Source organism: Sulfurimonas gotlandica GD1 (assembly GCF_000242915.1).
Lineage (GTDB): Bacteria > Campylobacterota > Campylobacteria > Campylobacterales > Sulfurimonadaceae > Sulfurimonas > Sulfurimonas gotlandica.
The window spans coordinates 591,813-617,574 of sequence record NZ_AFRZ01000001.1 but is presented as its reverse complement, the minus strand read 5'-3'; the positions used below and the strand labels follow the sequence as shown (position 1 = coordinate 617,574).

Genomic DNA, 25,762 nt, shown 5'->3' with positions numbered 1-25,762 from the left:
TCTATTGTCTTCATATTTTGCAGTATTTTAATCTCATCAATGCCAGTATTGTCTTTTAAAAATGCTCTTTTTGCCATTAAAAAAAATACCTAGTTTAATATCTTATGTGTATTCTATCATAAAATTAATGGTATAAGAATTGCTACTTATAATCATATAACTAGTAGTGATTGGAGATATATGCAGTTTGTTGAAGCACTAAAGTTAAGAAGTAAACTATTTTTTCTTTTTATGCTAATTACAATAGGACTTGTATTGGTTGGAGTAATGGGTTATTTAAATATAAACTCAATGAAAAAAAATCTAGATTCGCTCTATTTTGGTTCATTAGTCCCAGTAACTGAACTTAATGAAATTCTTCAAATATATCACGGTTCAATTGCAAACACAATCTACAAAGCAAGAAACTCTGAAATAAGCTCATCACAAACATCTTCTGAGATAGAAAGTTCTATTTTAAATATAGAGATTCTGTGGCGAAGTTATGAGTCTCACTTTAAGAGAGATGAAGAACTACAATATGTTCAATATACAGATTTAGAGATTATAGCAACAAATGATTATTTCAAAAAAATATTAGATGGCCTTTTAGCAGGACGTACAATAGATGATATTTCAATGGAAAGTTTTGAAAAAAGAGTTGAACATATCCATACAACTCTAAATAAGCTGATAAATTATGAGGTTGAAGTTGCTCAGTATGAGAGAAAAAATTTTTTAAAAGTATATGAGTCAATTATTCAAAATGTAGGGATAATCTTAACTATGATTATTTTTGGTGTTTTGATTATATCTTATTATGTTTTTAAAAGTATTCAAAACGATCATACAAGATTAGAGATAACTACTAAGAAGTTACAAAGAGCAAATAAAAAACTTGAAAATGTTTCTTATACAGATTCTTTGACATCTCTGCATAATAGAAGATATTTTAACTTTATATATGACAGAGAACTAAAGCGTGCAAAACGGACTAAATCATATATAACATTTATGATGTTAGATATAGATTTCTTTAAGCAGTATAACGACACGTATGGACATTTAGAGGGTGACTTTGCGCTCAAAAGTGTTTCTAAAGTCTTAAGAGATTCTCTAAAGAGACCTAGTGACTATGTTTTTAGGCTAGGTGGAGAAGAATTTGGTGTAGTTCTTATAGACACAGATGAGTCAAACAGTGCTAGACTGGCACGAGAAATTTGTGATGCAGTGAGAGCAAGAGAGATTAAACATGAATCAAGTAAGGCTAATGAATTCCTTACTATCTCTATAGGTGTTGTGTGCTGCGTTGCAGATGAAGCTCTTGATGAAGAGATACTAATAAGTCGTGCTGATGAGATGTTATATAAGGCTAAAGAGAGTGGTAGAAACGGTTATATAATTACTACGAATGTAAGTGAAGCAACAGCTCAAAGAACAGAAAAAATTGGTGCTTAGTGACCGTGTTTAAATCTAAAACCTTCATTTACTAAAAGTTCTCGAAGTTTATCTTTTAACTCACCCTGAAATTCCATCCAACCATCTTTAAAAGCTCCGCCGCAGCCAAGCTTTTTTTTGAGTAGTTTAAGCGTGGTCGTAGCATCTTCGCTTGGAAGTTTAAACTCACCGACAAGAGTTACAGTTTTTCCACGTCTTTTTTCTTTTTGAAATACTAGAAAGTGTTTAGATGGTTCTAGTATTTCATTGGATACTTTAGATTTACGTGGAGTTTGAACTTGTGCCCATCCATCGTCAATATCAGTACCTATGAAAATATCTAGTTTTTTACCTCTGCTCATTATATTAGATAACTTTTTGAGCCAATACACTCATATTTTCATATGAACTGTTTTTAATCTTTTGAGTTACTTCTTCTTTTGAAAAATCATTTCTGTTATATAGAGAAATAATTACTTCATCGCCATTTTGTAAAAATGTATTTTCTCCGTACTCTGTGTATCTTGTAGCACCTATGCTAATAATCGCTTCTTTAGGGTTAGAACATGCTGCAACGTATTCACTTAATGGTTCTAGTGGTCCAAAGTTTTCTTGTGTATTTATCTGGTTAGTCATCCAATCAAGAAGTTTGTCATAAAAGTAGCTATAACCATTAAGTTCTACATCTTCTCCATAAGCATTAAGCTCACCATCACGGCGAAGGAAACTACAAATAGAGTAAGAATCCATTACTCCGCCTTCTTTAAACTTATCTATTTTTATAAGAGTGTTACTAAGACCTTTAGAATCTTCTCCCCAGTTTTTCTTATCACTTATTTTACTGGCTCCTGCAACTCTTATAGAACAGTCGTTATAAGCACCAAAGTAAGTTGGAATGATTTTAGACAATCTTCCTGCTGTATATTGCAAATCACAGATAAGTCCTACTTCCGGTTCAGCTTGAACATTTACGTCTTCTTTTGGAAGTCTAATATGTGAAGTTGAAAGAGGGTAAGTACGTAAAATATCTTTTGCATGTAAAACTAAGCCACTGTCTAAATCAAGAGGAGCAGGAAGATAAAAAGGAAACATTCCTTTAGGTGCTGCTTCATCTGCAGTAACAATATCTTTAAAATCCTCAAGCTCACCAGCTTGAGCTAAGTGAAGTGCAAAGTTACCTGCTATTCCAAGACCAATAAATTTTTTATACTTTGCCATTTGCTTTAGCCTCAGCGTATTCTTCGTAACTACCTTTAAAGTCTGTAATACTACCATCAGCATGAATCTCTATAATACGAGATGCAAATGCATCTAGAAGCTCACGGTCATGTGATACACAGATAACATTTCCTTTAAAGTCTAGAAGTCCTTCACCAAGTGCAACGATTGCTTCAAGGTCAAGGTGATTTGAAGGCTCATCAAGAACTAAAAAGTTTCCACCTTCTAGCATCATCTTTGAAAGCATCATTCTATGTTTTTCACCACCAGAGATGCTAACTACAGATTTTTCTTGTTGCTCACCATTAAATAGCATACGACCAAGACAGTTACGAATCTCAGCAATATCACGCTTAGGATCAAATGCTCTTAACCAGTCATAAAGAGTTCCGTTTCCCTTAATAGTATCTGCTGTATCTTGAGGGAAGTAAGAGTTCTCAATTGTTGCGCCCCAGTGAATTTCTCCAGAGCTTGGCTTCATCTCTTCCATTATAATTTTTACAAGAGTTGTTTTCCCCGCTCCATTTGGCCCGATAAGTGCAACTTTTTCACCTGGTTCAAATTTAAGATTTAAATTTTTTAGTACTTCATTGTCTCCATAAGAGTGATTGATGTTTACAAGATTTAATGCTTCATCACCCATAACTCTCTTTGCTTTAAAAACAATACTTGGGTCTCTTCTTGAAGATGGTTTGATGTCTTCTATAACAAGTTTATCAAGTTTTTTCTGTCTTGATGTTGCTTGTTTAGCTTTAGACGCATTTGCACTAAATCTACGAACGAAAGCTTCTAACTCATCTTTCTCTTTCTCTTTTTTAGCATTATTAAGTTCCATCTGCTTTGCTATTACATTTGCAGCAATATACCAATCGTCAAAGTTACCAGTAAATTCACGGATTTTTTGGTAGTCAACATCAAGTATGTTTGTAACAACAGCATTAAGGAAATGTCTATCGTGAGAGATAACAACCATAGTACCTTCATGACGTTTAAGCTCATTTTCTAACCAGCTAATAGTTTCGATGTCAAGATTATTTGTAGGCTCATCAAGAAATAGTACATCTGGTTTTGGGTATAAAACCTGCGCAAGTAAAACTTTGAATTTATCAGCACTGTCTAGAGTACTCATAAGATTGTGATGTAAATCTGCTTCAAGACCTACATTTTCAAGTATTTTTGCAATATTTACATCATACTCGTAAGTTGGATCTTCTTCAACACAGATAACTTCTAAATCTGCAAGACGATTGTTAACAGCGTCATCTTCAAAGTCTCCCGTCATATAAAGTTCTTCTTTCTCTTTGATTGCATCGTAGAGTCTTTTGTTACCGTAAAGAACTGCATCCATAATTGTGTAGTCTTCAAAAGCAAATTGATTTTGTCCTAGAACACCAACTTTATTTGCTTTAGGGATAATTATCTCACCCTCAAATTCATTAATTTTGCCACTTAGGATATTTAAAAAAGTTGTTTTACCAGCACCATTTGCACCGATAAGACCGTATCTTTTGTGACGGTCTAGTTTGAGGTTAATGTCTTGAAATAGAACTCTACTTCCAAAGCGCATAATTAAGTTTTGTACTGTTACCATTATTTTTTCTCTTAGATAAATTTTCGCGATTATATCTAAGAGTTGTTTAAGAAGGGATTATAAAAGTTTACGTTTTGTAACCTTTTAACATATTGTTTAGATTTATTGTCATTTGTGTCAGTTTTGAAGATGCATTAGATATATCATCCATACTTTTTTTATTCTCACTTGATATTTCTTCAATCTCAGATACTTTAACAATCATAGACTCAACAGTTTTAGAGTTGTTAATATAACCAGTTACTGTCTCATCAACTTGAACAATTGAGCGCTCAATAGACTCCATGCTTGTGTTTATTTCATTCTCAGTGTTATTTGCATCTCCTGATAGCTTTTCAATCGCTTTGGCATTTCTTGAAATGTTATCACTTGCATCTATTACTGATTGAACGATTACACTAATAGTCGCATTGATTTCAGATAGTGATTTCTGAGTTCTCTCTGCAAGTTTACGAACTTCATCAGCAACAACAGCAAAACCGCGTCCATGCTCACCAGCACGGGCTGCTTCAATAGCAGCATTTAGTGCAAGTAGATTTGTCTGATCGGCAATATCTGAGATAACAACCAGAACATCCTTAACTTGTGTAGCATCTGCACTTAGTTGTTCTAGCTTGTGCGAGAGTTCTAATTCATCTTGGGCACGTTGTTGAATCTCATTTGCTAAATGAACAATCTGCTTATTTGCACCTTTTAAAATATTGCCAGCTGTATTGATATCATCTTTAGTGATTTTTGCTTGGTCTATTGATCTAGCAAGAATATTTTGAAGATCTTTACCTTCAATAGATACCTTATTTACAAGAACACTCTCTTCTTGTGCTTTTTCTTTCATGCTTGATGATGTATCTGAAAGTGTTTGAGCAATATCTGTGTTTTGTGATGATGAAGTTTTAGCTTGTGATACTGTAACACGAACTTTATCTATAAACGCGTTGATATTATGAGCAATCTCAGAGATTTCATCACCTTTTGGGACTATGATTTGTCTAGTTAAATCACCTTCACCTTTAGCTAAGTTGTATGAAGCATCTTGTAGCGTATTTAGTTTTGAGATAAGAGCTTTTTGAGTTAAAAGGAAACTGATAAGTAATAAAACAACAAGTATAGCAATAGAAATCCCAACAATTACATTTCTTGTCTCTTCTACATTCTCAAGTACTTCAGACTCATCGATATCTACTATAATTCCCCATGACTCCCCAAATACTTTAACTGGTGCATATGAACTAAGAACTTTTACTCCTCTATGATCATCAACAATCCAAGAACCACTTTGGCCTTTTTTAATCTCATCAGCAGATTTTGAATCAATTTTAAAAATTGATATTGTTGTTCCTGCAGCTATTACGTCAGGATCTTTAATGTCTTTTAGGAAACGACTGTCATTTTTCATATTTCCATCTAGAGAAATTAGATTAGCTTTACCAGTCTTTCCGAGGCCTGCTTTTTCAAACTCTCCTTTAAAATTCATTACACTGTTGATTTTATCTTTAGGTAGTTGAAAAATTATAGCACCTTCAAAATCTTTTCCAAAGTAAAGTGGAGATGCTAAAAATGTTGCAGGCTCATTGTAGCTCGGCTCGTAAGGTCTAAAATCAGCAAAAGCAACTTCACCTTTAGGTGTTTTAGTGGCTTTTTTAAATGCTTCCCCAAGCCCAGAATCTGAGTAAACGCCACTAAGCAGGTTTGTACCAAAATCTTTCTCTTTACAAACAGAATAAACAACATCGCCACTGGCATTTACAATAAAGATATCATACAGTTCGTAGTTGTCTAATATCTGTTTGTAAACCGGATGAATTTGAACGTGATTTGTTGAGTAGACTTCTTTATGCTCTTTGCTCATAGCAAGTTTGTCTTTTTCTCCAACCTTGTTCTCATTTTTTACTATGTAGAGATATTGAGCTATTTGAGCACTTAAACTTTTTGGTAGATAGTCTGTGGCAGATCTTTTTGCTTTAGCACCTTTTACATTAAAATTTATTTTATTTATATATTCATTTTCATAATGCTTTAAAAGTGCTATTTTAATATCTTCTGGTGATACTTCTGTCATCTCTTCTAAGGCTTGAAAACTCTCATCCAAAGCCCACATTGATTGAACTGTTCCTGAATCCGCAGTTCTTGATAGTAACAAGTTTTCAAAAGAGTGGGAGAAGTCCATAATATGCTCTTTTTTTGATTCCTTTACAGCATCTAGTAATGCCATATTACTTTTTACTAATGAGTCGGAAGCTCTACTCACAGATATTGACATAATACTTACAGTCATTACAAGAAGTGAGACTGCCATTAAGGCAAGAACTTTAAATTTAATACTTTTTGTATTCATAATATTATCCTTTGATAAATAGTGATATTACTGTGATAGTTTTTCATTTAAAGTTAAATATAGAAGTAATAGCAACTTCTTTTAAATATTTTAAGCTTATGTAACAATATTACTTCTTTTATTTTAGATAACTAGTTATTTTTGAACTGCTGTAAGGAATTAATTGTAAAATACATTATGCAAATAAGAGAATTAGATTTAAAAGAATTATATACTGCCTATAGCGTTTTGAAGCAGCTAAGATTAGAGCTATCGTATAAAGAGTTTGAAGACTTAATATATGATATGAGATATATGGAATATAAGATGTTTGGCATTATGAATGGTGAAGAACTTATAACTTATGCTGGCGTATGCGTTCAAACTAATCTTTACCATAAGCGGCATCTTTACGTTTTTGATCTTGTAAGTGATGAAAAATATAGAAGTATGGGCTACGGGAAGATGATGCTTGAGTATTTGGATGATTATGCAAAAATGTGCATGTGTAAAAATATAGTTTTATCATCTAATGTTGAAAGAGAAAAGGCACACGAATTTTATGAAAATCATGGGTTTGAAAGAAAAAGTTTTATCTTTTTAAAGCCTGTTTCCTAATTTATAGGTGCTGGTGTAGCTCTTAGATGAAGTTCATTGTAGACTTCTCTTTTTATTATCCACAACATTTTTTAAATTTCTTTCCACTTCCACATGGGCAACTCTCATTTCTTTCAATTTTAGTGTTAAATAGCTCTCCATCAAGGTATTTCCAGATGTTATCTATTTTTACAAATTTACTTTTTTCATGTAAAACATTTATTTTTCCATTTTCTCTATAGTATGCTTTAAACTCAACACTATCTTCAATTACATCTATTACATCTAGTTTAAGCCACTCAATGGAGGTTGGATGACTTAAATCTTCTACTGTTTGGTGTATAGATGTTTTAGCTAAATAGTTCCAGTCCTCTTTTACAAAAGCCTCATATCTACTTCTCATTAATTCTTCAGGGTTCATATTTTCTCAGCTTTGTTCTTTGGTTGCTTTAATAATCTCTTCGACAACACTTGGATCTTCTAATGTTGAAATATCTTGAATAATCTCTTCACCTACGGAGATGCTTCGAAGAAGACGGCGCATTATCTTGCCTGAGCGTGTTTTTGGAAGTCCAGGGACAAAGATGAAACGATCACATTTAGCAAATGCACCAATCTCTTTTTTGATAATACTGTTTATCTCTAGAGCCATCTCTTCATATCCTGCATGTTCTTTGAGATTTAAGATAATAAATGCACAAAGTGATTCTCCTTTGATTGGGTGCGGCTGACCAACTACAGCAGATTCAGCAACCATCGGAGCGTTTCCTATGCTTGCTTCTACTTCAGCGGAACCTATTCGGTGACCTGAAACATTTATAACATCATCAGTGCGACCTGTTATAGTTATGTAGCCTTTTTCATCAACCATCGCTCCATCACCTGAAAAGTAAACCGGTTTTCCATCCTTTTTACACTCGCCAAAATATGCTTTTTTAAACCTTTCATCATCACCCCATACACCACGAATCATTGCTGGCCAAGGGCGAGTAATACATAAAAGTCCTTTTTCACCAATGGCGGTGGGTGTTCCATCCTTATCCATAACCTCTGCCATAATTCCGGGAACCGGTAGTGTTGCACAACTTGTTTGTATTGGTGTTGCTCCAGGAAGAGGAGATATCATATGTCCTCCTGTCTCCGTCTGCCACCATGTATCGACAATAGGACAATTTCCTCTACCAACTTTATTGTAGTACCATTCCCATGCTTCAGGATTAATAGGTTCTCCGACTGAACCAAGTATTCTAAGTGAACTCAAATCATAGTTGTCAGGTTCATTATCTCCAACTTTATGAAGCATACGAATGGCAGTAGGAGATGTGTAAAACTGGGTGATTTTTAGCTCTTCTACCATTTTCCACCAACGACCGGCATCTGGATAAGTTGGAACTCCTTCAAACATAACGGTTGTTGCCCCAGATGCTAATGGTCCATAAATGATATAAGTATGCCCCGTTATCCATCCTACATCGGCTGTGCACCAGTAAATATCACTATCTTTGATGTCAAATACCCATTCCATAGTCATTTGAGCCCAAAGAATATAACCTGCTTGAGAGTGTAGAACACCTTTTGGTTTACCTGTACTTCCAGAAGTGTATAGTAAAAATAGAGGGTCTTCACTCTGCATAATTTCAGCTTCACACTTATCACTCATAGTGTCAATCAAGTCGTTGTAAATCTCATCACGACCAGCTACCATGTTTATATCTTCGTAATTTCTCTTAACTACTAAAACTTTCTCCACAAAATCACATTCACCTTTAGCAAGTGCTTCATCTACGGTAGGTTTTAGAAAATATGGCTTTCCACGACGAAAAGCTCCATCAGCTGTAATAATAAGTTTAGCTTTTGCATCTAAAACACGACTGTGAATAGCATCTGCAGAAAAACCTCCAAAGACGATGGAGTGAATAGCTCCTATACGTGCACATGCCAGCATCACATATGCAGCTTCCGGAATCATCGGCATGTACATAACAATTCGGTCACCTTTTGTTATACCAAAATGATCTCTTAGAAGGTTTGCAGTTTTGTTTACATGAATTGATAGTTGCTTGTAAGTAATCTTTTGTATATCACCTTTTTCGCCTTGAAAAATAATAGCAATCTTATCAGCTTTGTCATTTAGATGGCGGTCTATACATTGTTCAGAAACATTGAGCTCACCACCTTCAAACCAACGAACAAAAGGCATATTAGAATCGTCTAATACCTTAGTATAAGGCTTTCTCCAAGTAATTTTTTCTTTTGCAAAACTATCCCAAAAGCCTTCATAGTCATTTTTTGCAAAATCCTGTAATCTATGATACTCATCCATAGAGTTTATTGCAGCATCTGCCCAAAGCTCTTTATTTGGATAAAAAAGTTTAGTTCTCATGGAAAGCTCCTTTTGGTTGTTATATTTAGTTAGTAATATTGTAGCATGTTTTATTTGCTATAATAAAATATGAAAATAAAATCGTTATATATATCTGCACAAGAAAAAAATGCCGGAACTCTGTTTATATCTATGGGAATGATGGAAATTTTAAAAAGAAATATGCCTCATGTTGCTTTTTTTAGGCCAGTTATCTATTCAAAACATATTGAAGATGGAGATATTAACTTCATGCTAAATAGATATAATCTAGAAATGGACTATAAAGATTGTTATGGTTTTGACATAGAATATGTTGAAAATATGATTGCTAACAATAAAACTGACCAGTTGATGAATGAGTTTATTACAAAGTTTAAAAAACTTGAAGACAAGTATGATTTTGTTCTAGTAGAGGGAATTAGACACTCTTTTTTAACCTCTACAATCAATTTTGATCTGAATATAAAAATAGCTCAAAATTTTGGCTCACCAATCATAAATATAGTTAATGCAAAAAATAAAACAATTGCGGATATTCATGATGATATTTTAATAGAAAATGAAAATTCTACATTTCAAGGGTGTACTCATTTTGCAACTTTTATAAATAGATTAGATGATAAACAAGATGAAGCGCTTAAGAAAAAACTTAATGACTACCCTTTAAAGATTTATTTTTTAAAAGAGGTTGATGAACTTGGAATGTTGAGTATAGCAGATGTCATAGACTCACTAGATGCAATACCTATTTTTTTACAGCCAAAAGATATTACTAGAATCGTTAGAGGGATAAAAGTTGCTGCTTTAACGTTGAATAATTTTTTAGATCATGTAGAGGAAGATGATTTAGTTGTAGTTCCTGCCGATAGATCGGATATTATTTTAGGCTTGTTTGGAGCACTTTATTCAAAGAATTATCCTAATATTAGTGGTATTGTTTTTCCTTTTGGGATGGAAGCTCATCCAAATATAAAAAAACTTATAGATGGATTAAATAGTTTTAGTATTCCTATATTGTCAGTAGATGATGACACCTATATGACAGCTAACAAGTTATCTAAAGCACAAGCAAGATTGCGGGTGACTAGTGAGAGAAAAATAGCACTTGCTCTTGGTCTTTTTAACTCTAGTGTAGATATAGAAGCTATTGAAAAGAAAATAGCTACTGTAGTTAGCACAGTTTTAACCCCAATGATGTTTGAATATAAACTATTTGAAAGAGCAAGATTAAATAAAAAACGAATAGTTTTACCTGAGAGTAATGACGAAAGGATTTTAAGAGCTGCTGAGATTATTTTACGTCGAGAGGTCGCTGACATAACTCTGCTAGGCAATAGTGAAAAAATAACTGAAACTTATTTACGATTAGGTTTAGATCTAAGTAAAGCAACTATTATAGACCATCATACGTCTAATCTTAGAAAAGAGTTCGCTGAGATCTTTTATGAAATGAGAAAAGAGAAAGGTTTAACATTACAGGCTGCTGAAGATGCAATGACTCATGGAAACTATTTTGCAACAATGATGGTTCATCTTGGACATGTTGATGGAATGGTTAGCGGGGCTATTGGCTCAACTGGTGAGACAATCAGACCGGCTCTTCAAATCATAAAAACAAAACCAAATATTTCTATAGTATCAAGCGTATTCTTTATGTGCCTTAAAAAAGAGGTTTTAGTCTATGGTGATTGTGCTGTAAACCAAGATCCAAATGCTGAGGAACTGGCACAGATTGCAATCTCATCGGCAGAGACAGCTCAAGCATTTGGATTAGAAGCAAAAATAGCAATGCTATCTTATTCAACTGGAGAGAGTGGTAGTGGGATTGATGTTGATAAGGTTAGAGAAGCTACTAAAATCGTTAAAAATAAAAAACCAAACCTACTTATAGATGGTCCTATTCAGTATGATGCAGCTGTAAATAAAAAAGTTGCTTCAACAAAACTACCAGATTCAAAAGTAGCTGGAGAGGCTACAGTATTGATTTTTCCAGATTTAAATACAGGTAATAATACATATAAAGCAGTTCAGCGCTCAAGTGGTGCTGTTGCCATTGGCCCAATTTTGCAAGGATTAAAAAAGCCAATAAATGATTTAAGTCGAGGATGTTCGGTCTCAGACATTGTAAATACAGTCGCAATTACAGCAATACAAGCAGGACAGGACTAATGATAGTAGCTGTAATAAACTCTGGAAGTTCGTCACTCAAATTCAAACTCTTTGATATGAGTTCAAAAGAAATTTTACAGACACTTTTAGTGGAGCATATTGGTGAGAAAGGCTCTAATATAAGGGATCACCACGATGCCTTGGAGAGTTTAGATGTTGATTTCACCTGTATAGATATAATAGGACATAGAGTTGTTCATGGCGGTGAAGAGTTTAGAGAAGCAACCATTGTAGATGAGAGTGTATTAATAAAAATACAAGAACTGAGCTCTCTTGCTCCATTACACAATCCAGCTAACTTAGAAGGTATAATCGTAGCAAGAAAAAAAGCTCCAAATGCTCTTCAAATAGCGGTGTTTGACACAGCATTTCATGCACAGATGCCACAAGAAGCATATCTATATGCTCTTCCATTTGAGATGTATGAGAAACATAAGATTAGACGATATGGATTTCATGGTACATCTCACTCTTATCTTCTAAAAGAGAGTGCGATTGCATTAAATAAAGATACTTCGCAACTAAACATAATCACTCTGCATCTGGGAAATGGGGCAAGTGTCTGTGCCATTGAAAATGGAATAAGCGTAGATACTTCTATGGGCTTTACTCCTTTAGAAGGCTTAGTTATGGGAACAAGAAGCGGAGATATTGATCCTGCAATCGTAGTGTATATGCAAAGAGAGTTAGGTCTAAGCGTAGATGATGTTGATAATATATTAAATAAAAAGTCAGGACTGCTTGGCATCTGTGAGAGTAGTGACATAAGAGAAATCCTAGAGTCAAATAGTGAAAAATCAAAACTAGCTCTCAATATGATGATAAGACGAATTAAAAAATATATAGGTGCATATATGGCACTTTTGGGCAGAGTAGATGCTATCGTCTTTAGCGGTGGAATAGGTGAAAATTCTGAGTATATAAGAGATGAGATTATGAATAATAACTTAGCTCATGGAACACCTGTTTTAGTTATAAAGACAGATGAAGAGCTAGAAATTGCAAAGCAGTGTCTAAGTTTTTAAAACCAGCCTTGTGCATATAAAGAGTTCTTTGTAGCGATAGTGTTTAAGCTTTTTAGATCTTTTTTTGTTAAAGCTTTATGTTTGATTTGGTAAATCATATTTACTAAGTATGAATATGAGTCAAGGTTTACATTCTTACTCAGGAGTGCTTGAGTAGATAAAAAATCCATAATTTCACTTCTAGTTAGCTTATCACAACCATGTTGAAGATTTTGAAGCATAAGAGCAAACAGTTCTTCATCAACTGTAAAAATATTATTTGCTATCTTTTTAGAAATATCTTCATCGATTCCTCTTCTATGTAGATTTTTTGAAATAGAGTTAGATATAGAGTTTACTCTGAATTGTGTGCTAGCAGTTAACGATGTTGTAACAATTGGAGTTAGTGTTAAAGAAGAAGCTAGTAATACAGAAGATAAAATATTTTGGTTTGTATTCATTTTGTAATCCTTTAAATTGATAAAGTGATTATTGAAAAATTAAGTGTATAAAAAGTGTAAGGATGAAAAGTCTAAAAGAAAGTGTGGAAATGCAGGCTAAAAGCCTGCAAAGATGTTACTAAAGTGGAGTTACGTTTTCAGCTTGAGGGCCTTTTTGACCTTCGCCTACTTCATATGTAACTTTTTGCCCTTCAGCAAGAGAAACACGACCACCACCTGTGTGGTTTACTTGACGAAAGTGTACAAATACATCTTGTCCGCCATTATCTTGTTGGATAAATCCATAACCTTTTTCTTCATTAAACCATTTAACTGAACCGTCTAGTAATTCTGCCATTGCAATACCTCTGTATTAAAATATCACTTCGTGAGAGAAGTGGAGTCAAAAATTGGAGAGTCTTTAGGTTACAATTGAGCAAAACACAATATTACACTAAAGATGAACTCGAGCCTCATCTTTCATCGGAAGTATTATATCTTATTTTTTTTGAAATACACAATAAATATAAAATTTTCAAATTTTCACCAATTTGTCGATATATATACTATATATATAGTGAAAGGATGTGTTATGGAAATATCATCAAAAATGCCAAATATACAAGCAAGCCAAAATAGCGCAGGGATAAAAACAAACTTTACAGAGAAAATATCAAAAGAAGAGGTTGCTGAGCTTAAAGGGCAGATAGCGAAGAATGCTCGGGAAATGATGTTAAGTTCTACTACTATTCAAAGTACTTTAGCTAGTAAGAAAGATGATTTCACTTCGCTATATGAAGATTTTCAGAGTTTTTTGGGTGACATAGGCTATGAGGGCAAGCCAATAGCTGAGCTGTCTCAAGAAGAAGCAGCTGAACTTGTTAGTGAAGATGGAATCTTTGGAATTAAACAGACTTCTGAGCGTATAGCAAACTTTGTTATCAATGGTGCAGGTGGAGATGAAGAGAGACTTCGTGCAGGTAGAGAAGGAATGTTGCAAGGATTTAAAGATGCTGAGAACATGTGGGGAGGAGAGCTTCCTGAAATATCTCAAAAAACTATGCAAGCTGCTACAGAAATGGTAGATAAAGCTATGCATGATTTAGGTTTTTCTATCATTAACCAAGAAGCTTAGGAGTTATGTATGTTAAAAATATTTATAGAAATAGTTGAAATACAACTTTTTTACGCATCTGTTATTATATTAGCAGGTGGGTATTTTATTAGTCCTTACATTAGTTAATAGTTCAGGCAGGAATATCTAGTTCAGTTACGCCTGTTTGGGTGTTGTTGCTTTTATCCGCTTCGTTTTTGTATGTTTCTTTTCCTAGAACGGCTTCTTGTGTTTCTCGTGAGAGTTGTTGTTGTGCTTTCATCATCATAACCATAGCACTGGATGCTACTGCCATATCTTGCCCGCTTGGATCTGCCGGTGCTAAGGCCGAAGCGATTACTGCTTGAGCATTTGCGATAGTCTCTTGTGGAGTAGAACCTGATTGAAATGAGACGGATACTTCACCTCCGATAGCATACATTTTGCCATCAGGACCTTGTTGGTAAGTGTAAGTGGCTGCACCTGTTGAAGCGCCACCGCTTTGGTGTGCAGATTCGTGGGCATGAACTTCTGCATCTCTAGATTGAAGATCTAAAACTAAACGTTTCTCATCTTGACTTAGTTCATTAGAAGATTTTTTCACTTCTTTTTTTTCTTCTTCTTTTTCTAGTTTTTTTTCTTGAGGAGTTTTTTGTTTTCTAAGGGGGTCATCTTCATAAACAAGACGTTCTTTATCGTTGAGTTTTACAGAATAGTTAGAACCGATGTCATATAAAGTGTTTAATCCAATGTCCATAATGTAAATTATACATCTGTATAAATTAAATTTAGATATGATTTCATTATTAGATCTTCATCAGTAGAGCTGAGGATAACAGGACATAAAAAATGAAATTTGAATTAAAAGATGATTATATAGAGCTTTTTAAATTATTAAAAGTTTTAGGTTTAGCAGATAGTGGAGCACATGCAAAGATGTTAATAGCTGATGGGTATGTTAAAAGAAATGCAGAAGTTGAGCTTAGAAAAGGAGCAAAGATTGTCTCCGGTGACATTATAGAAATAGCGGATGCAGTTATAGAAGTTAGTTAATATGAAGTTAGTTCTTTTTGCTCTTGTTTTTTTAAGTTTTTTAGTTATATCTTCTTTGTATATATCAAAGGAAGATAAGAGCCTAGATAAAGAACTTAAGTCAATAAAGCACCCAGACACTAAACCTTTAGAAGAATTACATAAAAAGTTTTCAGAAATAAAAATTAATTCAGATGAGCTAGATTTAAATCAAACAATAGAAGCTATAAAACAAGCAAGACAGGCATACCCGCTAGACGATAAATTAAAAACTATAGAAATTGAATTAGAGCACAAGAAAGCTAACGAGCCAACAAAATATTAAAATTTAATTGATAGATAATAACTTATATCGAAAATCTCTTCATTGTTTAGATAGTTGTTTTTATGATAAACAATAAATGACGGTTTTGTAGTTGTTTCATATTCACTATCTACAAGCCAATCATGGTAGACCCATTGTATAAACCTTAGTATATCTTCACCTTGACCTTGCAAATCAAATTTTGCATATACGCCATCGGATATTTTGAATTTTGGTAATCTTTTTGTAAATACATCTTCTTGTTCATCAGTGATAATGCAAGCTATATATTGACAATTATTAAGATCTGTTATAGTTGGATTATCATGTAAAAGAGCTAGCATTTTATATTTTTTTACTTTATGATTTAGAATTAAAGTATAGAGTTTTTGCCAAGTTTCTTTAACATTGTTTATATAACCGTTGTTGCGTATATAATAACTTTTCATAGATGGCATATTGACTATGGTAGCTGAGACTTTCGAGAAATCCATGTTTGAGTTTGTAGAAATGTTTGATGCTTGTAAAATTGAGTTTGAGTAGTCTATATAGGCACCGTTTCTCCACTCTTTTGGAGATACATCAAATTTATTTCTAAAAGCTTTTATAAATGAAGAGTGGGAACTATATCCGCACAAGTTAGCAACTTCAGATATTGTAGAATACTTGTTTGTTAAAAGTAAACTAGCTGCTTTTTGTAGTCTTATAGATTTTATACTCTCATAAATATTTTTTCCAAAAATGTTTTTAAACACTTTATGCATATGAAATTTACTTATTTCCAAGTTCTTACTTAACTCATCCATATCTATATTTACATCAATGTGTGTATAGATGTAATACATTATACTATTGGCTATTTTTATATTTTTTTGTAAGGTATCTCTTTTCATAACAATAATTATAGCAAATATAGATTATAAAAATGACAATTATAGACAATTATTATTATCTTTATAAACAAATAAATTGACAAAAAAGAAGAAGAATTGTTTGCATATAATTCATTAAAATAGCGTTTAAATTTAATGATGGGATATGTCATGAAAAAAATTTCTAAAGTTTTAATAGCTAACCGTGGTGAAATAGCTTTGAGAATTATAAGAGCATGTAAAGAGCTTGAGATAAAGTCAGTAGTTGTTTTTTCTGAAATAGATGTAAATGGTTTGTGGGTAGCAAGAGCTGATGAGTGTTATCCAATAGTAGGTAATCCTATAGACGCATACTTGAAATATGACAAAATAATAGATATCGCAAAAAAAACAAATTGTGACGCTATTCATCCTGGTTATGGCTTTTTATCCGAAAGTGCTGAGTTTGCTCAGGCTTGTGAAGATAACGAATTAATATTTATAGGACCTAAACCAAAACATATAGAGTTGTTTGGTGATAAGATGGCTTCAAAAGTTGCTATGAAAAAGATAGGCGTACCTGTTTTAGAGGGAACAGATACACCTATAACAAATATGCAAGAAGGTGAAAAAATTGCTCAAGAGATAGGCTATCCTGTAATCATAAAAGCAGCATTCGGCGGTGGTGGAAGAGGAATGAGGATTGTTCATTTCGCTGATGAATTTTCAAATATGTTTGATTCTGCAACAAATGAGTCAATAAAGTATTTTGGCAAAGGGGATGTCTTTATAGAAAAATATGTTCAAAATCCTAGACACATAGAGATACAAGTTGTAGCTGATAGTCATGGAAATGTTGTTCATTTAGGTGAGAGAGATTGCTCTATACAGCGTCGCCATCAAAAGGTTATAGAGATAACACCATCGCCTCTTTTAAATGATGAGGTCAGACAAAAACTTTGCAAAATCTCAGTAGATGCTATGAAAGAACTCGGTTATGAGAGTGTAGGTACGGTTGAATTTTTAGTAGATGAAAAAGATAACGTATACTTTATCGAGATGAATACCAGAGTCCAAGTTGAACATCCAGTAACTGAGATAGTAAGCGGGGTAGATATTATTCAAAGAATGATTGAGATAGCTGCCGGGGATAAGTTGAAGTATAAACAAGAAGAGATAAATTTCAGAGGATATGCAATAGAGTTTAGAATTAACTCAGAAGACCCTCAAAAAAATTTTATGCCAACAGCTGGAACTGTAAAAAATATTTAACACCAGGAGGACCTGGAGTGAGATTGGATACCAGCCTTTACAGTGGATATGAAACACCGACTTGTTATGATTCTATGCTTGGAAAACTCATTGTTTGGGCACTTGACTGGGATGGTGCAGTTGCTAAGGCAAGGCGAGCACTAGATGAGTTTTATATAGAAGGCTTTAAAACAAATATATCGCTTCACAAAGAGATAGTAAGAGATAATATTTTTAAAAGCGGAAAATTTGATACTGGGTACTTGGATGTAAACATGGATAAGTTTAACTTAGATGCAGAGAGCTCAATCGCTAATGAAGAGGAGAGAACTCTTAAATTAGCAGAAATGATTAAAAAAATAAAAGAAAATAAACTAGTATCATTTCAAAATAACTTTACACTTTATTAAGAATTGTCTAGTTTATGGAGCTATAATAAAAAAGAACTAACTAAACCAATTAGTCCACCAAAAACACCACCCCAAATGACAAGCCAGTCGAGGTGTTCTTTAATTAGTTTTTGAACAATTTCTTTTACGATTTGTGGTGTAAGCTCGTTTAACCTTGCATCTATTACACGCTCTATAGATAAAATCATGTCATCACTAAGTGATGAGTTTTGCATATGATTTTCTAGTGTTTTATTAAATGCATCTGAGGAAACTATTTTAATCACAGCACTTTTCATCTTAAGTGAAAATGGTTCACGAAGACCATCTAATGCACTTTCCCCACCAAACATACCAAGCATACCACCAAATGATGATTCCATGACAGTCTTACTAAGTGCATCAAAAGCAGGAGTGAAATCAGTTTCTGCAATTATTGGTTCTAGGTTTATCTTTTTTTCTTCATTTTTGAAAAAGTCATCTAACTGCTCTTTTGTAAAGAACTCATTCATCATAAGATTTTTGATAGACTCTTTAAAAGCTTCAAATCTTGCTGGAATTACGCCAGAACCGTAAAGAAAAGGCACCTTTTCAAAAAGCATGTGAATAGCTAGATGATTAGTTAGTGCACCAGATAGAGCAAATAAACCGCTAAATAGAAGTAAAGAACTATATTTATCAGGTATTGCAAATGATAAAGCTGTTAAAATAACAGCGATAAAATGGGTGATAAAACTTTTATTTAATTTCAATATATATCTCCTAATTAAAATCGAAAGTATACTAGAAATAATAGATATTACAAATACAGGATAATTTATGAAACAAGAGAGTTATGAACTTTTTAAAAGTGCGGGTATAAAAGATATAACAGATGTTTTGAGTAAAGAATTAAACTCGAGAAATGAGCAGGCTTTTTGGGGTGATAAGGTTGTTCCTTTTACTGAGGCAATACTGAGTGTGCTTATTCCTTTAAGAGATGCTAAGCAACTATATACTCCAGAAGGTATAAGTGTAGATGAACTGACTCCAGAACTATTTTTTAAATGGAATGATTTTGTAAGTCTAAAATCACTTGCTTTTAAAGTTCAAAGATCAAACAAAGCAGAAGGTGAATCTAAGACAGATATTGACCTGAAAATATTAGGTGACTATCTTAGTCACTACAATGTAAACCTTGAAGACGAACTACTTGATTTTCCTATTTCACATTACAATTTACACCAAGGTGTAAGTAACGTAATTAAATCACTACTCTAAACTATGAATAGCTTTATTAAGTATTTTATAAACAATAAACGCTTAAATTATATGCTACTAATTTTTTTAGCATATATGGGCTTTAACGCTTATATAAGCATTCCAAAAGAAATTTTCCCAAATGTAGAACTCGATATGATAAGTGTGCGCGGTGCTTACAGTGGTGCCAGTGCAACAGTTATGGATAAGATGGCAGTTCGTGATATTGAGGAAGAACTCAGTAATATCAATGGAATAGATAAGACAGAAACTACAATCACTCCAGGTGCTTTTGCTATCATATTAACACTAAATAAAAGTGTAAATAAAGTAAATATACTCTCTCGCGTAAAAGACTCTATAGCCCTTACACGGCAATATCTTCCCTCAGATATGAACGAGCCTGTTGCCAGGATTTTGGATAAGAGCAGGTCTCTTATTAAGCTCTCTCTCTCCTCAGATAAAATAAGCAAAGGTGAACTCACGGCTATTGCAAAAGAGATTAAAACAAAAATCTCAAGGATAAAAAATATTAGTGAGATACTTATTCGTGGAGACTCTAAAGAGGAAGTCTCTATCAGGGTTGATTCACAGGCTGTACTTGCTTATAAATTAAAACATGCCAGTGTTCTCAAAGCAATATCTGACTTGTCTTATATTTTTCCAGTCGGAGATATTGAAGAGAGAGGCAGTTTTATATATATATCAACAGCAAATGGTAAGGCTGATGTTAAAGAGTGGGAAGAGAGTATCTTAAATGTAGATGGAAAGTACATAAAATTGGGCGATATTGCAAAGGTGGAAATAGAATATCCACAAACTGATACTCTAGCATCTTTTAACAACAAGCAAACTCTAACATTAGTAATCTCAAAAGGTGAACTAGGAGACTCTATTGCACTCTCTGCACAACTAAGAAAGTATGCAAAAAAGCTTCAAAAAAGTTATCCGGAAGTTACGTTTAACTTCTATCAAGATACTTCAAAACCAGTTGAGGACAGACTAAATACGGTAATAGCTAACCTAATGTTTGGACTAATTTTAGTTTTCTTGTCTATGTATATTTTGATAAACCTTAGAATAGCTCTAATTGTTGCCTTAGGTATTCCATTTTCATTTATTATAGGATTACTTTTTATATATCATATGGGCTATTCTATAAATATTGTCTCACTTTTGGGTGCACTTATAGTTATCGGAATAGTAGTTGATGATGCCATAGTTGTAAGTGAAAATATTCAGCGTCACATTGATGATGGCATGGAGAATATGGAAGCAGCACTGCTTGGTGTGAAAGAGATGATGCTCCCAGTTACACTTGCAACAGTATCTACTGTTGCTGCATTTTTACCTATGTTTATGCTTAATGGAGAAATTGCTCTTTTCCTTGTGCTAATTCCAATTGTAGTTATTATGATTTTATTAGGTTCGCTTTTAGAGAGTTTTGTATTTTTACCGCTTCATGCAGCTGAATTTCTTAGAAAAAGTAATAATTTTGTAAACTGGAAACCATTTCAGGAATTATATGGCAGAACTCTTTCGTTTTTTATTGAGTATAAAAAGACATTTCTTCTGTTATTTATCATCTTGATTCCAATAGCTACTGTAATGACTGCTAAGTCGATGAAGTTTCAATTTTTTCCAAATTTTGATGGTAATAACCTCTATATATCTGGAAAACTTGACATAAACACTCCTCTTGAAGATACTTTTGAAATTTCAAAAGAGATACAGGCAAAAATGATGGAATACTCAGAGGAGTTTTCACTAAAGTCTATCTCATCAACAAGTGGATATAGAAGAAGTCTTTCAGGTGAAACACAGAGAAATAACAGTGTTTTCTTTATCACTATGGAGCTTTATGACAGAGAAGAGACGAGCTGGATAAATAAGTATGTAAGTCCAGTTTTAAACTTTAGTTTTGATTTTAATAATCCAGAGAAAATAAGACAAAAACAGACTTTTGAGTTATCCCCTAGAGCTAGAGAACTAGTAATGCCTTTTAAAGAGAAGTACAATATGGTAGAGCTAGGAGTTATGGAGGATAAACCTGGGCTTATCAGAAGCGATATACAGATAAATTTATCTGGAAGTAATGATGCAGAGCTTCAAAAAGCTGTAAAAACTTTAGAATCAGAAATCTTAAAGCTAAAAGGAATAAAAAACTTTAGTGATAATATTCGATATGGGAAGATGGAATATAAAATAAAGATAAACTCTTATGGAGAGAGTCTGGGTCTTAATGAAGCATCTGTAGCTAGAGTTCTCAGCTCATACTTTTTAGAGAAAAAACAATCAACTACATTCAATGAACGCGGTGTAATGGAGATTAAAACAAGAGATAGTGCAAAAGATAGTACCCAAACTCTTTTAGATTTCAGCATAGCTCTTGGTGATGGACGATATGTTAAATTGACTGATATAGCTGATATTACACAGCTGCAAGATTATGAAAAGATTGATAAATTAAATGGAAGTATAGTTAAAACTGTTTATGCAAGCGTTGATAAGAGAATAATTACACCAACGGAGGTTTTAGATTCTATTCAAGATACACTTAATACCATAAGAGATTCAGGAATAGAAGTTAACCTTCTAGGAGAAAAAGAAAAGAAAACACAGCTTAAAGATGATATGAAAAATGCTTTGGTATTAGCGGTCTTTTTAATATTTTTAACACTTTTACTAATATTTTCAAAAATAAAATACGTTTTAATGGTTATGAGTGTAATACCTCTTTCTATTTTAGGTGCACTACTTGGACATAAACTCTTAGGAATAAACCTTAGTATGCCTTCAATCATAGGAATATTAGGACTTGCCGGAGTTGTTATAAACGATGGCATCATTATGTTGGATTTCTTGCATGGTACGCATAGGTCAGAGGATTTTTTTACAAGAGCTAAGCTTAGACTTCGCCCAATTGTAATAACGTCTTTAACAACATTCTTGGGACTATTTACTCTTATATTTTATTCTACTGGACAAGCAGTAATTTTACAGCCGATAGCTGTGTCTTTAGGTTTTGGATTGGTGTGGGGGACATTTTTAAATCTTCTGTATCTACCAACTCTCTACGCATTGGTAAATGATATTAAACCTATTTCAAAAAAGCAAGATATAACAAGCCCCATAGTCCAAAGACTATAAGGGCTATGAAACCAAAAACCAGAACAAGTCTGATGCTAAAGTGAAAAAGAAATTTTAAAAAATTCATTATTTTTCGTATGGAACCGTTTTTAGATTTAACGCTTTTAGATAGACTATTCCACCTAAAAAATTAATAACATCATAGTTTAGTTTTTTAGCTAAAAAGTCTGCAACTACACTTGTTCTGCTTCCTGTTCTACAAATCAAAGCAAATGGTTTTTTAGTATCTACTTTTTGGTTTAACTCAGTTAAAAAAGCATTGACATCATAGCCTCCTTTTTCGTCCCAAAACATAATAGTGATAGAATTTTCAATTATGCCGGTTTCTTTCCATTCTCCAGGTGTTCTGATGTCAACTATAGGAATCTTAGAATCTAAAATTTTTTGTGACGGGTATTCATTTGTCATAGATGCAAGTAGTGTAACGCTTAAAATTATCAATGATAATAATATTTTTTTCAAGTTGTTCTCCATATAATAATTAAAGTGTATAATTATAGCTACGATAAATAAATAATAGGCACAACATGTCAGCATCTCAAAAAGCTATAGATAACGCTCATAGACTCCGCTATATAAGAGCATTGGAAAGATTTCACAATAGCATAATATCTTATCTTCTCAATACTCCGGAAGTCTCAAAAGAGAGATATGAAAAAAAAATAGAAAATGCTCTAAAAGTTTTAAATAGAGTTGAAGAGATAGCCCTTTATAAGGGTGAATTGCAAGATTTACAAAAACTTGTACAAAAGATTATCGGATTAAAAGATTCAGATAAAGATATAGAAGATATTAAAGAAGATATTCTATACAGCTCAAATCAGTTAGACAAGAGTAAAAATGCTAGAAGATATAAAAAAGATAAGCATATAAACTCTAAATATGATGATTGGGAATAGATAGTTATTTTAACTAAGAGAAAAAAATTCTCTTAGTTTTGTTTAGACTCTACTAACATAGCATCTAGTAGGGTAAAGAGTTCGTTAGAAGCTTCTTCCATTTTATCAAAATTACGTACAATTTCATCAGCATTATCTAGTGTTGACTTCAGTGCATCTCCATCAATATAAGTTAAATTCATATTTGCACTATCATGAACAATATGATGTGGAGCAGATATTTTAGCGAAAGTTGAAGTAGAAGCAAATCTGCTCTTTCCTTCATTATCATACCACTGTCCTAAACTACATTCGTGAGTTGTCTGGTTAGTAAGAAGTTTGTCAAGTGACATAATAGAGTTATATGCACGAGACTTATAAAGAATATGGTCTAGTTTTGCAAGAACTACAAATATAGAGTTTTCCATCTCAAAAGAGTAGTTTACAATCTCACTTGAGTTATCACTAAGTTCAATCAGAGTTCCTTCAAACTCATTGATCTTACTAGCTGAACCTTCTACTGTAGTCTTCATAGTAGAAGAGCTTTCTTGAATCTCATTCATATCTTGTTGTAATGATTTAATAGATACAGAAATTTCACCAGTGGCTTTGTGCGTCCTCTCCGCAAGTTTGCGAACTTCATCAGCAACAACGGCAAATCCACGTCCATGTTCGCCGGCTCTTGCTGCTTCTATTGCTGCATTAAGTGCTAGTAAGTTTGTTTGATCTGCTATATCAGTGATTAGTTCAATAACAGATGTAATTTCATTAGTCTGATTAGCTAGTTCACTGATGCTATGATTGTTTGTACTAACTTGCTCACTTAAATGTCCTAACTCATTAACTATTTCATTAACACTCTCACGAGAAGTACTTGCTAAATCTGAAGCAGCTTTTGTGGCTTTTGTTACCTCTTTTAGATTTCCAATATTATCTCTTAGATTACTAATAATGAGTGATAATGATTCAGACACATTAACACTTTTTGTACTTAGTTGAGAGTTGAAAGTATCTCTTGCAGCTTTTTGATTTTGCTCTTTCATGAAAGTAATACTTTTCTCAACACTTATTATAGCTTCAACAAATTCACCATCCATTCCAGCAGATGAGATTTGATGTGTAAATACACCTTTAGAAGCATCTGTAATTGTTCTGTTTATCTCATTGATAAGGTTTTCAATATGTCCTAATAGTGTAGATAGTTCACACCCCAAAATTCCAAGCTCAGTGTTTGTATCATTACATGAATTGTCTTTATGAGTAAAGTTACCTTTTGCAGCATGTCCAATAAGAGTTATAAATGTTCCAATCCCGCCTGTGATTGATTTTCTAATTATTGTTGCTAAAATAAACACAACAACTGCTACAAACAGACCAGCAACTAAAACCAGTGTTTTATAAAAGCCTAAGTCATCTGCTAAGGCAACAGAGTCATTGCTTAGCTCATTTCCTTTGTGCTTTACCAGCTTCTTAAAGGCTGTTCTAGAAGTGTTTGCAAAAGGTGTTAAATCATTTTTATATTTTTTGTATATGCTTTCTTTAGAGTTTTGAATATCTTCACTGTTCAAAGATTCCATCATTTTGTAAGAGTTGTCTAAAAATAACATAGTAGAAGTTTTCGCATCTATTACCATTGGCAAAGAAGTGTCTTGCTCCATCATTTTTTCTAAAGATGAAAATAGACTACCAATTTTTTCTATAGACTCATTTAGCTTTGTCATATCTTTGTTGTAGTCTCCGCCGAGCATAATGTCTCTGGTTGTTCTACTTACATAGTTCAAGTTTTTCTCTATTTCTAAAGTTTGAAGTGCTCCTAGCATTGAGTTTTTGTGTAGATGGTCATATTTTGACTCTATAAAACTCATTGCCAGAAAAACGAATATAGTGGCTGAGAGGACCGAAATTGTAACCATTAAAATGAGAAGATTCATTTTCTTTTGGATACTAGTATTTGCAAACATATAATTACCCTTTTGTCGATTTTATGTGCCTGCATTTTATCACATAAAATAAGTAATAATTATAAAAAAAGGGTAAAAAAATTAAAATATCAATAAAATGTGATTATTTCACCACTTTATAAATACATAAATTGTGATAATAATATGATAATAACTACTAGCGAAAAAGGGAAAAGATGACTTTTAAAAACCCAAGGCTGAATCCCAAAAAACACTTGATTTATTCCACGAAAGCCAAGCCAAAGACCAAAAAAAGCTTTTATACTAAGTAGCATCTGAAAGTGTGTTAATCCACTGCTAGCTATCTCTCCAAAGACTTGGGAAAAGAGGTAAAGACCTGTGAAAACAGCTACAATAAGAGCTTTTGGAACAACTTTCCTTACATGAATCATGATTGCTTCTCTGGCTTTTTTATGCTCATCGGAGTCAAGAGTCTGAGGCATTTTAGAAAGAAACAGAACATCTACAAATAAAAATCCACCGTAGATGAATACAGAAAA

At 33.1% G+C, this 25,762-nt stretch carries 24 protein-coding genes and 1 pseudogene; 11 read left to right on the top strand and 14 right to left on the bottom strand.

The genetic code is table 11. The annotated features are described in order from the left end of the window. Positions 1-180: 180 nt before the first annotated feature. The gene (locus SMGD1_RS02890; protein ID WP_008338057.1) at positions 181-1,437 is read left to right on the top strand and encodes a diguanylate cyclase; all 1,257 of its coding nucleotides are present in this window, start codon (positions 181-183) and stop codon (positions 1,435-1,437) included. Here SMGD1_RS02890 and SMGD1_RS02885 read toward each other — a convergent pair. The 4 genes from SMGD1_RS02885 to SMGD1_RS02870 form a co-directional block, all read right to left on the bottom strand. Continuing rightward, positions 1,434-1,778: a translation initiation factor gene (locus SMGD1_RS02885; RefSeq protein WP_008338091.1), complete on the bottom strand. Its 345-nt coding sequence runs from the start codon at positions 1,776-1,778 to the stop codon at positions 1,434-1,436. The two genes, SMGD1_RS02890 and SMGD1_RS02885, sit on opposite strands and share 4 nt — an antisense overlap. Positions 1,779-1,782: 4 nt before the next feature. Next, positions 1,783-2,634 carry a DUF5718 family protein gene (locus tag SMGD1_RS02880; RefSeq protein ID WP_008337983.1) on the bottom strand — a complete coding sequence of 284 codons (852 nt, stop codon included), beginning with the start codon at positions 2,632-2,634 and terminating at the stop codon, positions 1,783-1,785. Further along, entirely contained in the window at positions 2,621-4,225 is a 1,605-nt protein-coding gene (locus SMGD1_RS02875; RefSeq protein ID WP_008337838.1) for an ABC-F family ATP-binding cassette domain-containing protein, read from the bottom strand. The genes SMGD1_RS02880 and SMGD1_RS02875 overlap by 14 nt, the downstream gene beginning before the upstream one ends. 67 nt (positions 4,226-4,292) lie before the next feature. Beyond that, complete coding sequence (locus tag SMGD1_RS02870) at positions 4,293-6,560, bottom strand: methyl-accepting chemotaxis protein (protein ID WP_008337994.1); 2,268 nt, start codon at positions 6,558-6,560, stop codon at positions 4,293-4,295. 177 nt (positions 6,561-6,737) lie between these two features. On the opposite strand from SMGD1_RS02870, the gene SMGD1_RS02865 reads away from it, so the two are divergent. Continuing rightward, positions 6,738-7,157: a GNAT family N-acetyltransferase gene (locus tag SMGD1_RS02865; protein WP_008338100.1), complete on the top strand. Its 420-nt coding sequence runs from the start codon at positions 6,738-6,740 to the stop codon at positions 7,155-7,157. Between the two features lie 55 nt (positions 7,158-7,212). Here the strand turns inward: SMGD1_RS02865 and SMGD1_RS02860 are convergent, their stop codons facing one another. Both SMGD1_RS02860 and acs read right to left on the bottom strand, forming a co-directional pair. Continuing rightward, a complete protein-coding gene (locus tag SMGD1_RS02860) occupies positions 7,213-7,557 on the bottom strand; it encodes a YchJ family protein (protein ID WP_008337782.1) in 345 nt (114 codons plus the stop codon). A 6-nt stretch (positions 7,558-7,563) separates the two neighbouring features. Next, positions 7,564-9,519: an acetate--CoA ligase gene (gene acs, locus SMGD1_RS02855; RefSeq protein ID WP_008337704.1), complete on the bottom strand. Its 1,956-nt coding sequence runs from the start codon at positions 9,517-9,519 to the stop codon at positions 7,564-7,566. A 69-nt stretch (positions 9,520-9,588) separates the two neighbouring features. Between acs and pta the strand changes: the two genes are divergently transcribed. Beyond that, complete coding sequence (gene pta / locus SMGD1_RS02850; RefSeq protein ID WP_008338009.1) at positions 9,589-11,670, top strand: phosphate acetyltransferase; 2,082 nt, start codon at positions 9,589-9,591, stop codon at positions 11,668-11,670. Beyond that, positions 11,670-12,695 (top strand): acetate kinase, encoded by a 1,026-nt coding sequence (locus SMGD1_RS02845; protein WP_008337676.1) that lies wholly within the window; start codon positions 11,670-11,672, stop codon positions 12,693-12,695. The genes pta and SMGD1_RS02845 overlap by 1 nt, the downstream gene beginning before the upstream one ends. Here SMGD1_RS02845 and SMGD1_RS02840 read toward each other — a convergent pair. Further along, complete coding sequence (locus SMGD1_RS02840; protein ID WP_008340584.1) at positions 12,692-13,135, bottom strand: hypothetical protein; 444 nt, start codon at positions 13,133-13,135, stop codon at positions 12,692-12,694. The genes SMGD1_RS02845 and SMGD1_RS02840 overlap by 4 nt on opposite strands. Before the next feature lie 118 nt (positions 13,136-13,253). Next, complete coding sequence (locus tag SMGD1_RS02835; RefSeq protein ID WP_008337787.1) at positions 13,254-13,472, bottom strand: cold-shock protein; 219 nt, start codon at positions 13,470-13,472, stop codon at positions 13,254-13,256. Positions 13,473-13,706: 234 nt separating this feature from the next. On the opposite strand from SMGD1_RS02835, the gene SMGD1_RS02830 reads away from it, so the two are divergent. Continuing rightward, on the top strand, positions 13,707-14,249 hold the full coding sequence (locus SMGD1_RS02830; protein WP_008338089.1) for a hypothetical protein: 543 nt from the start codon (positions 13,707-13,709) through the stop codon (positions 14,247-14,249). A 112-nt stretch (positions 14,250-14,361) separates the two neighbouring features. Here the strand turns inward: SMGD1_RS02830 and SMGD1_RS02825 are convergent, their stop codons facing one another. Next, positions 14,362-14,964 carry a putative metalloprotease CJM1_0395 family protein gene (locus SMGD1_RS02825; protein WP_008338139.1) on the bottom strand — a complete coding sequence of 201 codons (603 nt, stop codon included), beginning with the start codon at positions 14,962-14,964 and terminating at the stop codon, positions 14,362-14,364. Positions 14,965-15,056: 92 nt separating this feature from the next. On the opposite strand from SMGD1_RS02825, the gene SMGD1_RS02820 reads away from it, so the two are divergent. Continuing rightward, positions 15,057-15,260 carry an RNA-binding S4 domain-containing protein gene (locus SMGD1_RS02820; RefSeq protein ID WP_008337903.1) on the top strand — a complete coding sequence of 68 codons (204 nt, stop codon included), beginning with the start codon at positions 15,057-15,059 and terminating at the stop codon, positions 15,258-15,260. Position 15,261: 1 nt separating this feature from the next. Then, entirely contained in the window at positions 15,262-15,564 is a 303-nt protein-coding gene (locus SMGD1_RS02815; RefSeq protein ID WP_008340581.1) for a hypothetical protein, read from the top strand. Here SMGD1_RS02815 and SMGD1_RS02810 read toward each other — a convergent pair. Then, positions 15,561-16,436, bottom strand: coding sequence for an AraC family transcriptional regulator (locus SMGD1_RS02810; protein ID WP_008337733.1), 876 nt, complete (start codon positions 16,434-16,436; stop codon positions 15,561-15,563). The genes SMGD1_RS02815 and SMGD1_RS02810 overlap by 4 nt on opposite strands. Positions 16,437-16,586: 150 nt before the next feature. Between SMGD1_RS02810 and SMGD1_RS02805 the strand changes: the two are divergent. Next, a pseudogene (locus SMGD1_RS02805) lies at positions 16,587-18,055 on the top strand (acetyl-CoA carboxylase biotin carboxylase subunit). Positions 18,056-18,075: 20 nt separating this feature from the next. Here the strand turns inward: SMGD1_RS02805 and SMGD1_RS02795 are convergent. Next, positions 18,076-18,786, bottom strand: a complete 711-nt coding sequence (locus tag SMGD1_RS02795; protein WP_008337914.1) for a DUF445 domain-containing protein — start codon at positions 18,784-18,786, stop codon at positions 18,076-18,078. A 67-nt stretch (positions 18,787-18,853) separates the two neighbouring features. On the opposite strand from SMGD1_RS02795, the gene SMGD1_RS02790 reads away from it, so the two are divergent. Beyond that, positions 18,854-19,294 (top strand): hypothetical protein, encoded by a 441-nt coding sequence (locus SMGD1_RS02790; RefSeq protein ID WP_008337969.1) that lies wholly within the window; start codon positions 18,854-18,856, stop codon positions 19,292-19,294. A 3-nt stretch (positions 19,295-19,297) separates the two neighbouring features. Beyond that, positions 19,298-22,423 carry an efflux RND transporter permease subunit gene (locus tag SMGD1_RS02785; protein WP_081444056.1) on the top strand — a complete coding sequence of 1,042 codons (3,126 nt, stop codon included), beginning with the start codon at positions 19,298-19,300 and terminating at the stop codon, positions 22,421-22,423. Positions 22,424-22,489: 66 nt separating this feature from the next. Here SMGD1_RS02785 and SMGD1_RS02780 read toward each other — a convergent pair whose 3' ends face one another. Next, positions 22,490-22,885: a rhodanese-like domain-containing protein gene (locus SMGD1_RS02780; protein WP_008340575.1), complete on the bottom strand. Its 396-nt coding sequence runs from the start codon at positions 22,883-22,885 to the stop codon at positions 22,490-22,492. Between the two features lie 65 nt (positions 22,886-22,950). Between SMGD1_RS02780 and SMGD1_RS02775 the strand changes: the two genes are divergently transcribed. Continuing rightward, positions 22,951-23,322 (top strand): hypothetical protein, encoded by a 372-nt coding sequence (locus SMGD1_RS02775; RefSeq protein WP_008338054.1) that lies wholly within the window; start codon positions 22,951-22,953, stop codon positions 23,320-23,322. 32 nt (positions 23,323-23,354) lie between these two features. Here SMGD1_RS02775 and SMGD1_RS14990 read toward each other — a convergent pair whose 3' ends face one another. Beyond that, a complete protein-coding gene (locus SMGD1_RS14990; RefSeq protein WP_008337905.1) occupies positions 23,355-25,262 on the bottom strand; it encodes a methyl-accepting chemotaxis protein in 1,908 nt (635 codons plus the stop codon). 116 nt (positions 25,263-25,378) lie between these two features. Beyond that, the gene (locus tag SMGD1_RS02765) at positions 25,379-25,705 is read right to left on the bottom strand and encodes a hypothetical protein (RefSeq protein WP_008338133.1); all 327 of its coding nucleotides are present in this window, start codon (positions 25,703-25,705) and stop codon (positions 25,379-25,381) included. Between the last annotated feature and the right edge of the window lie 57 nt (positions 25,706-25,762).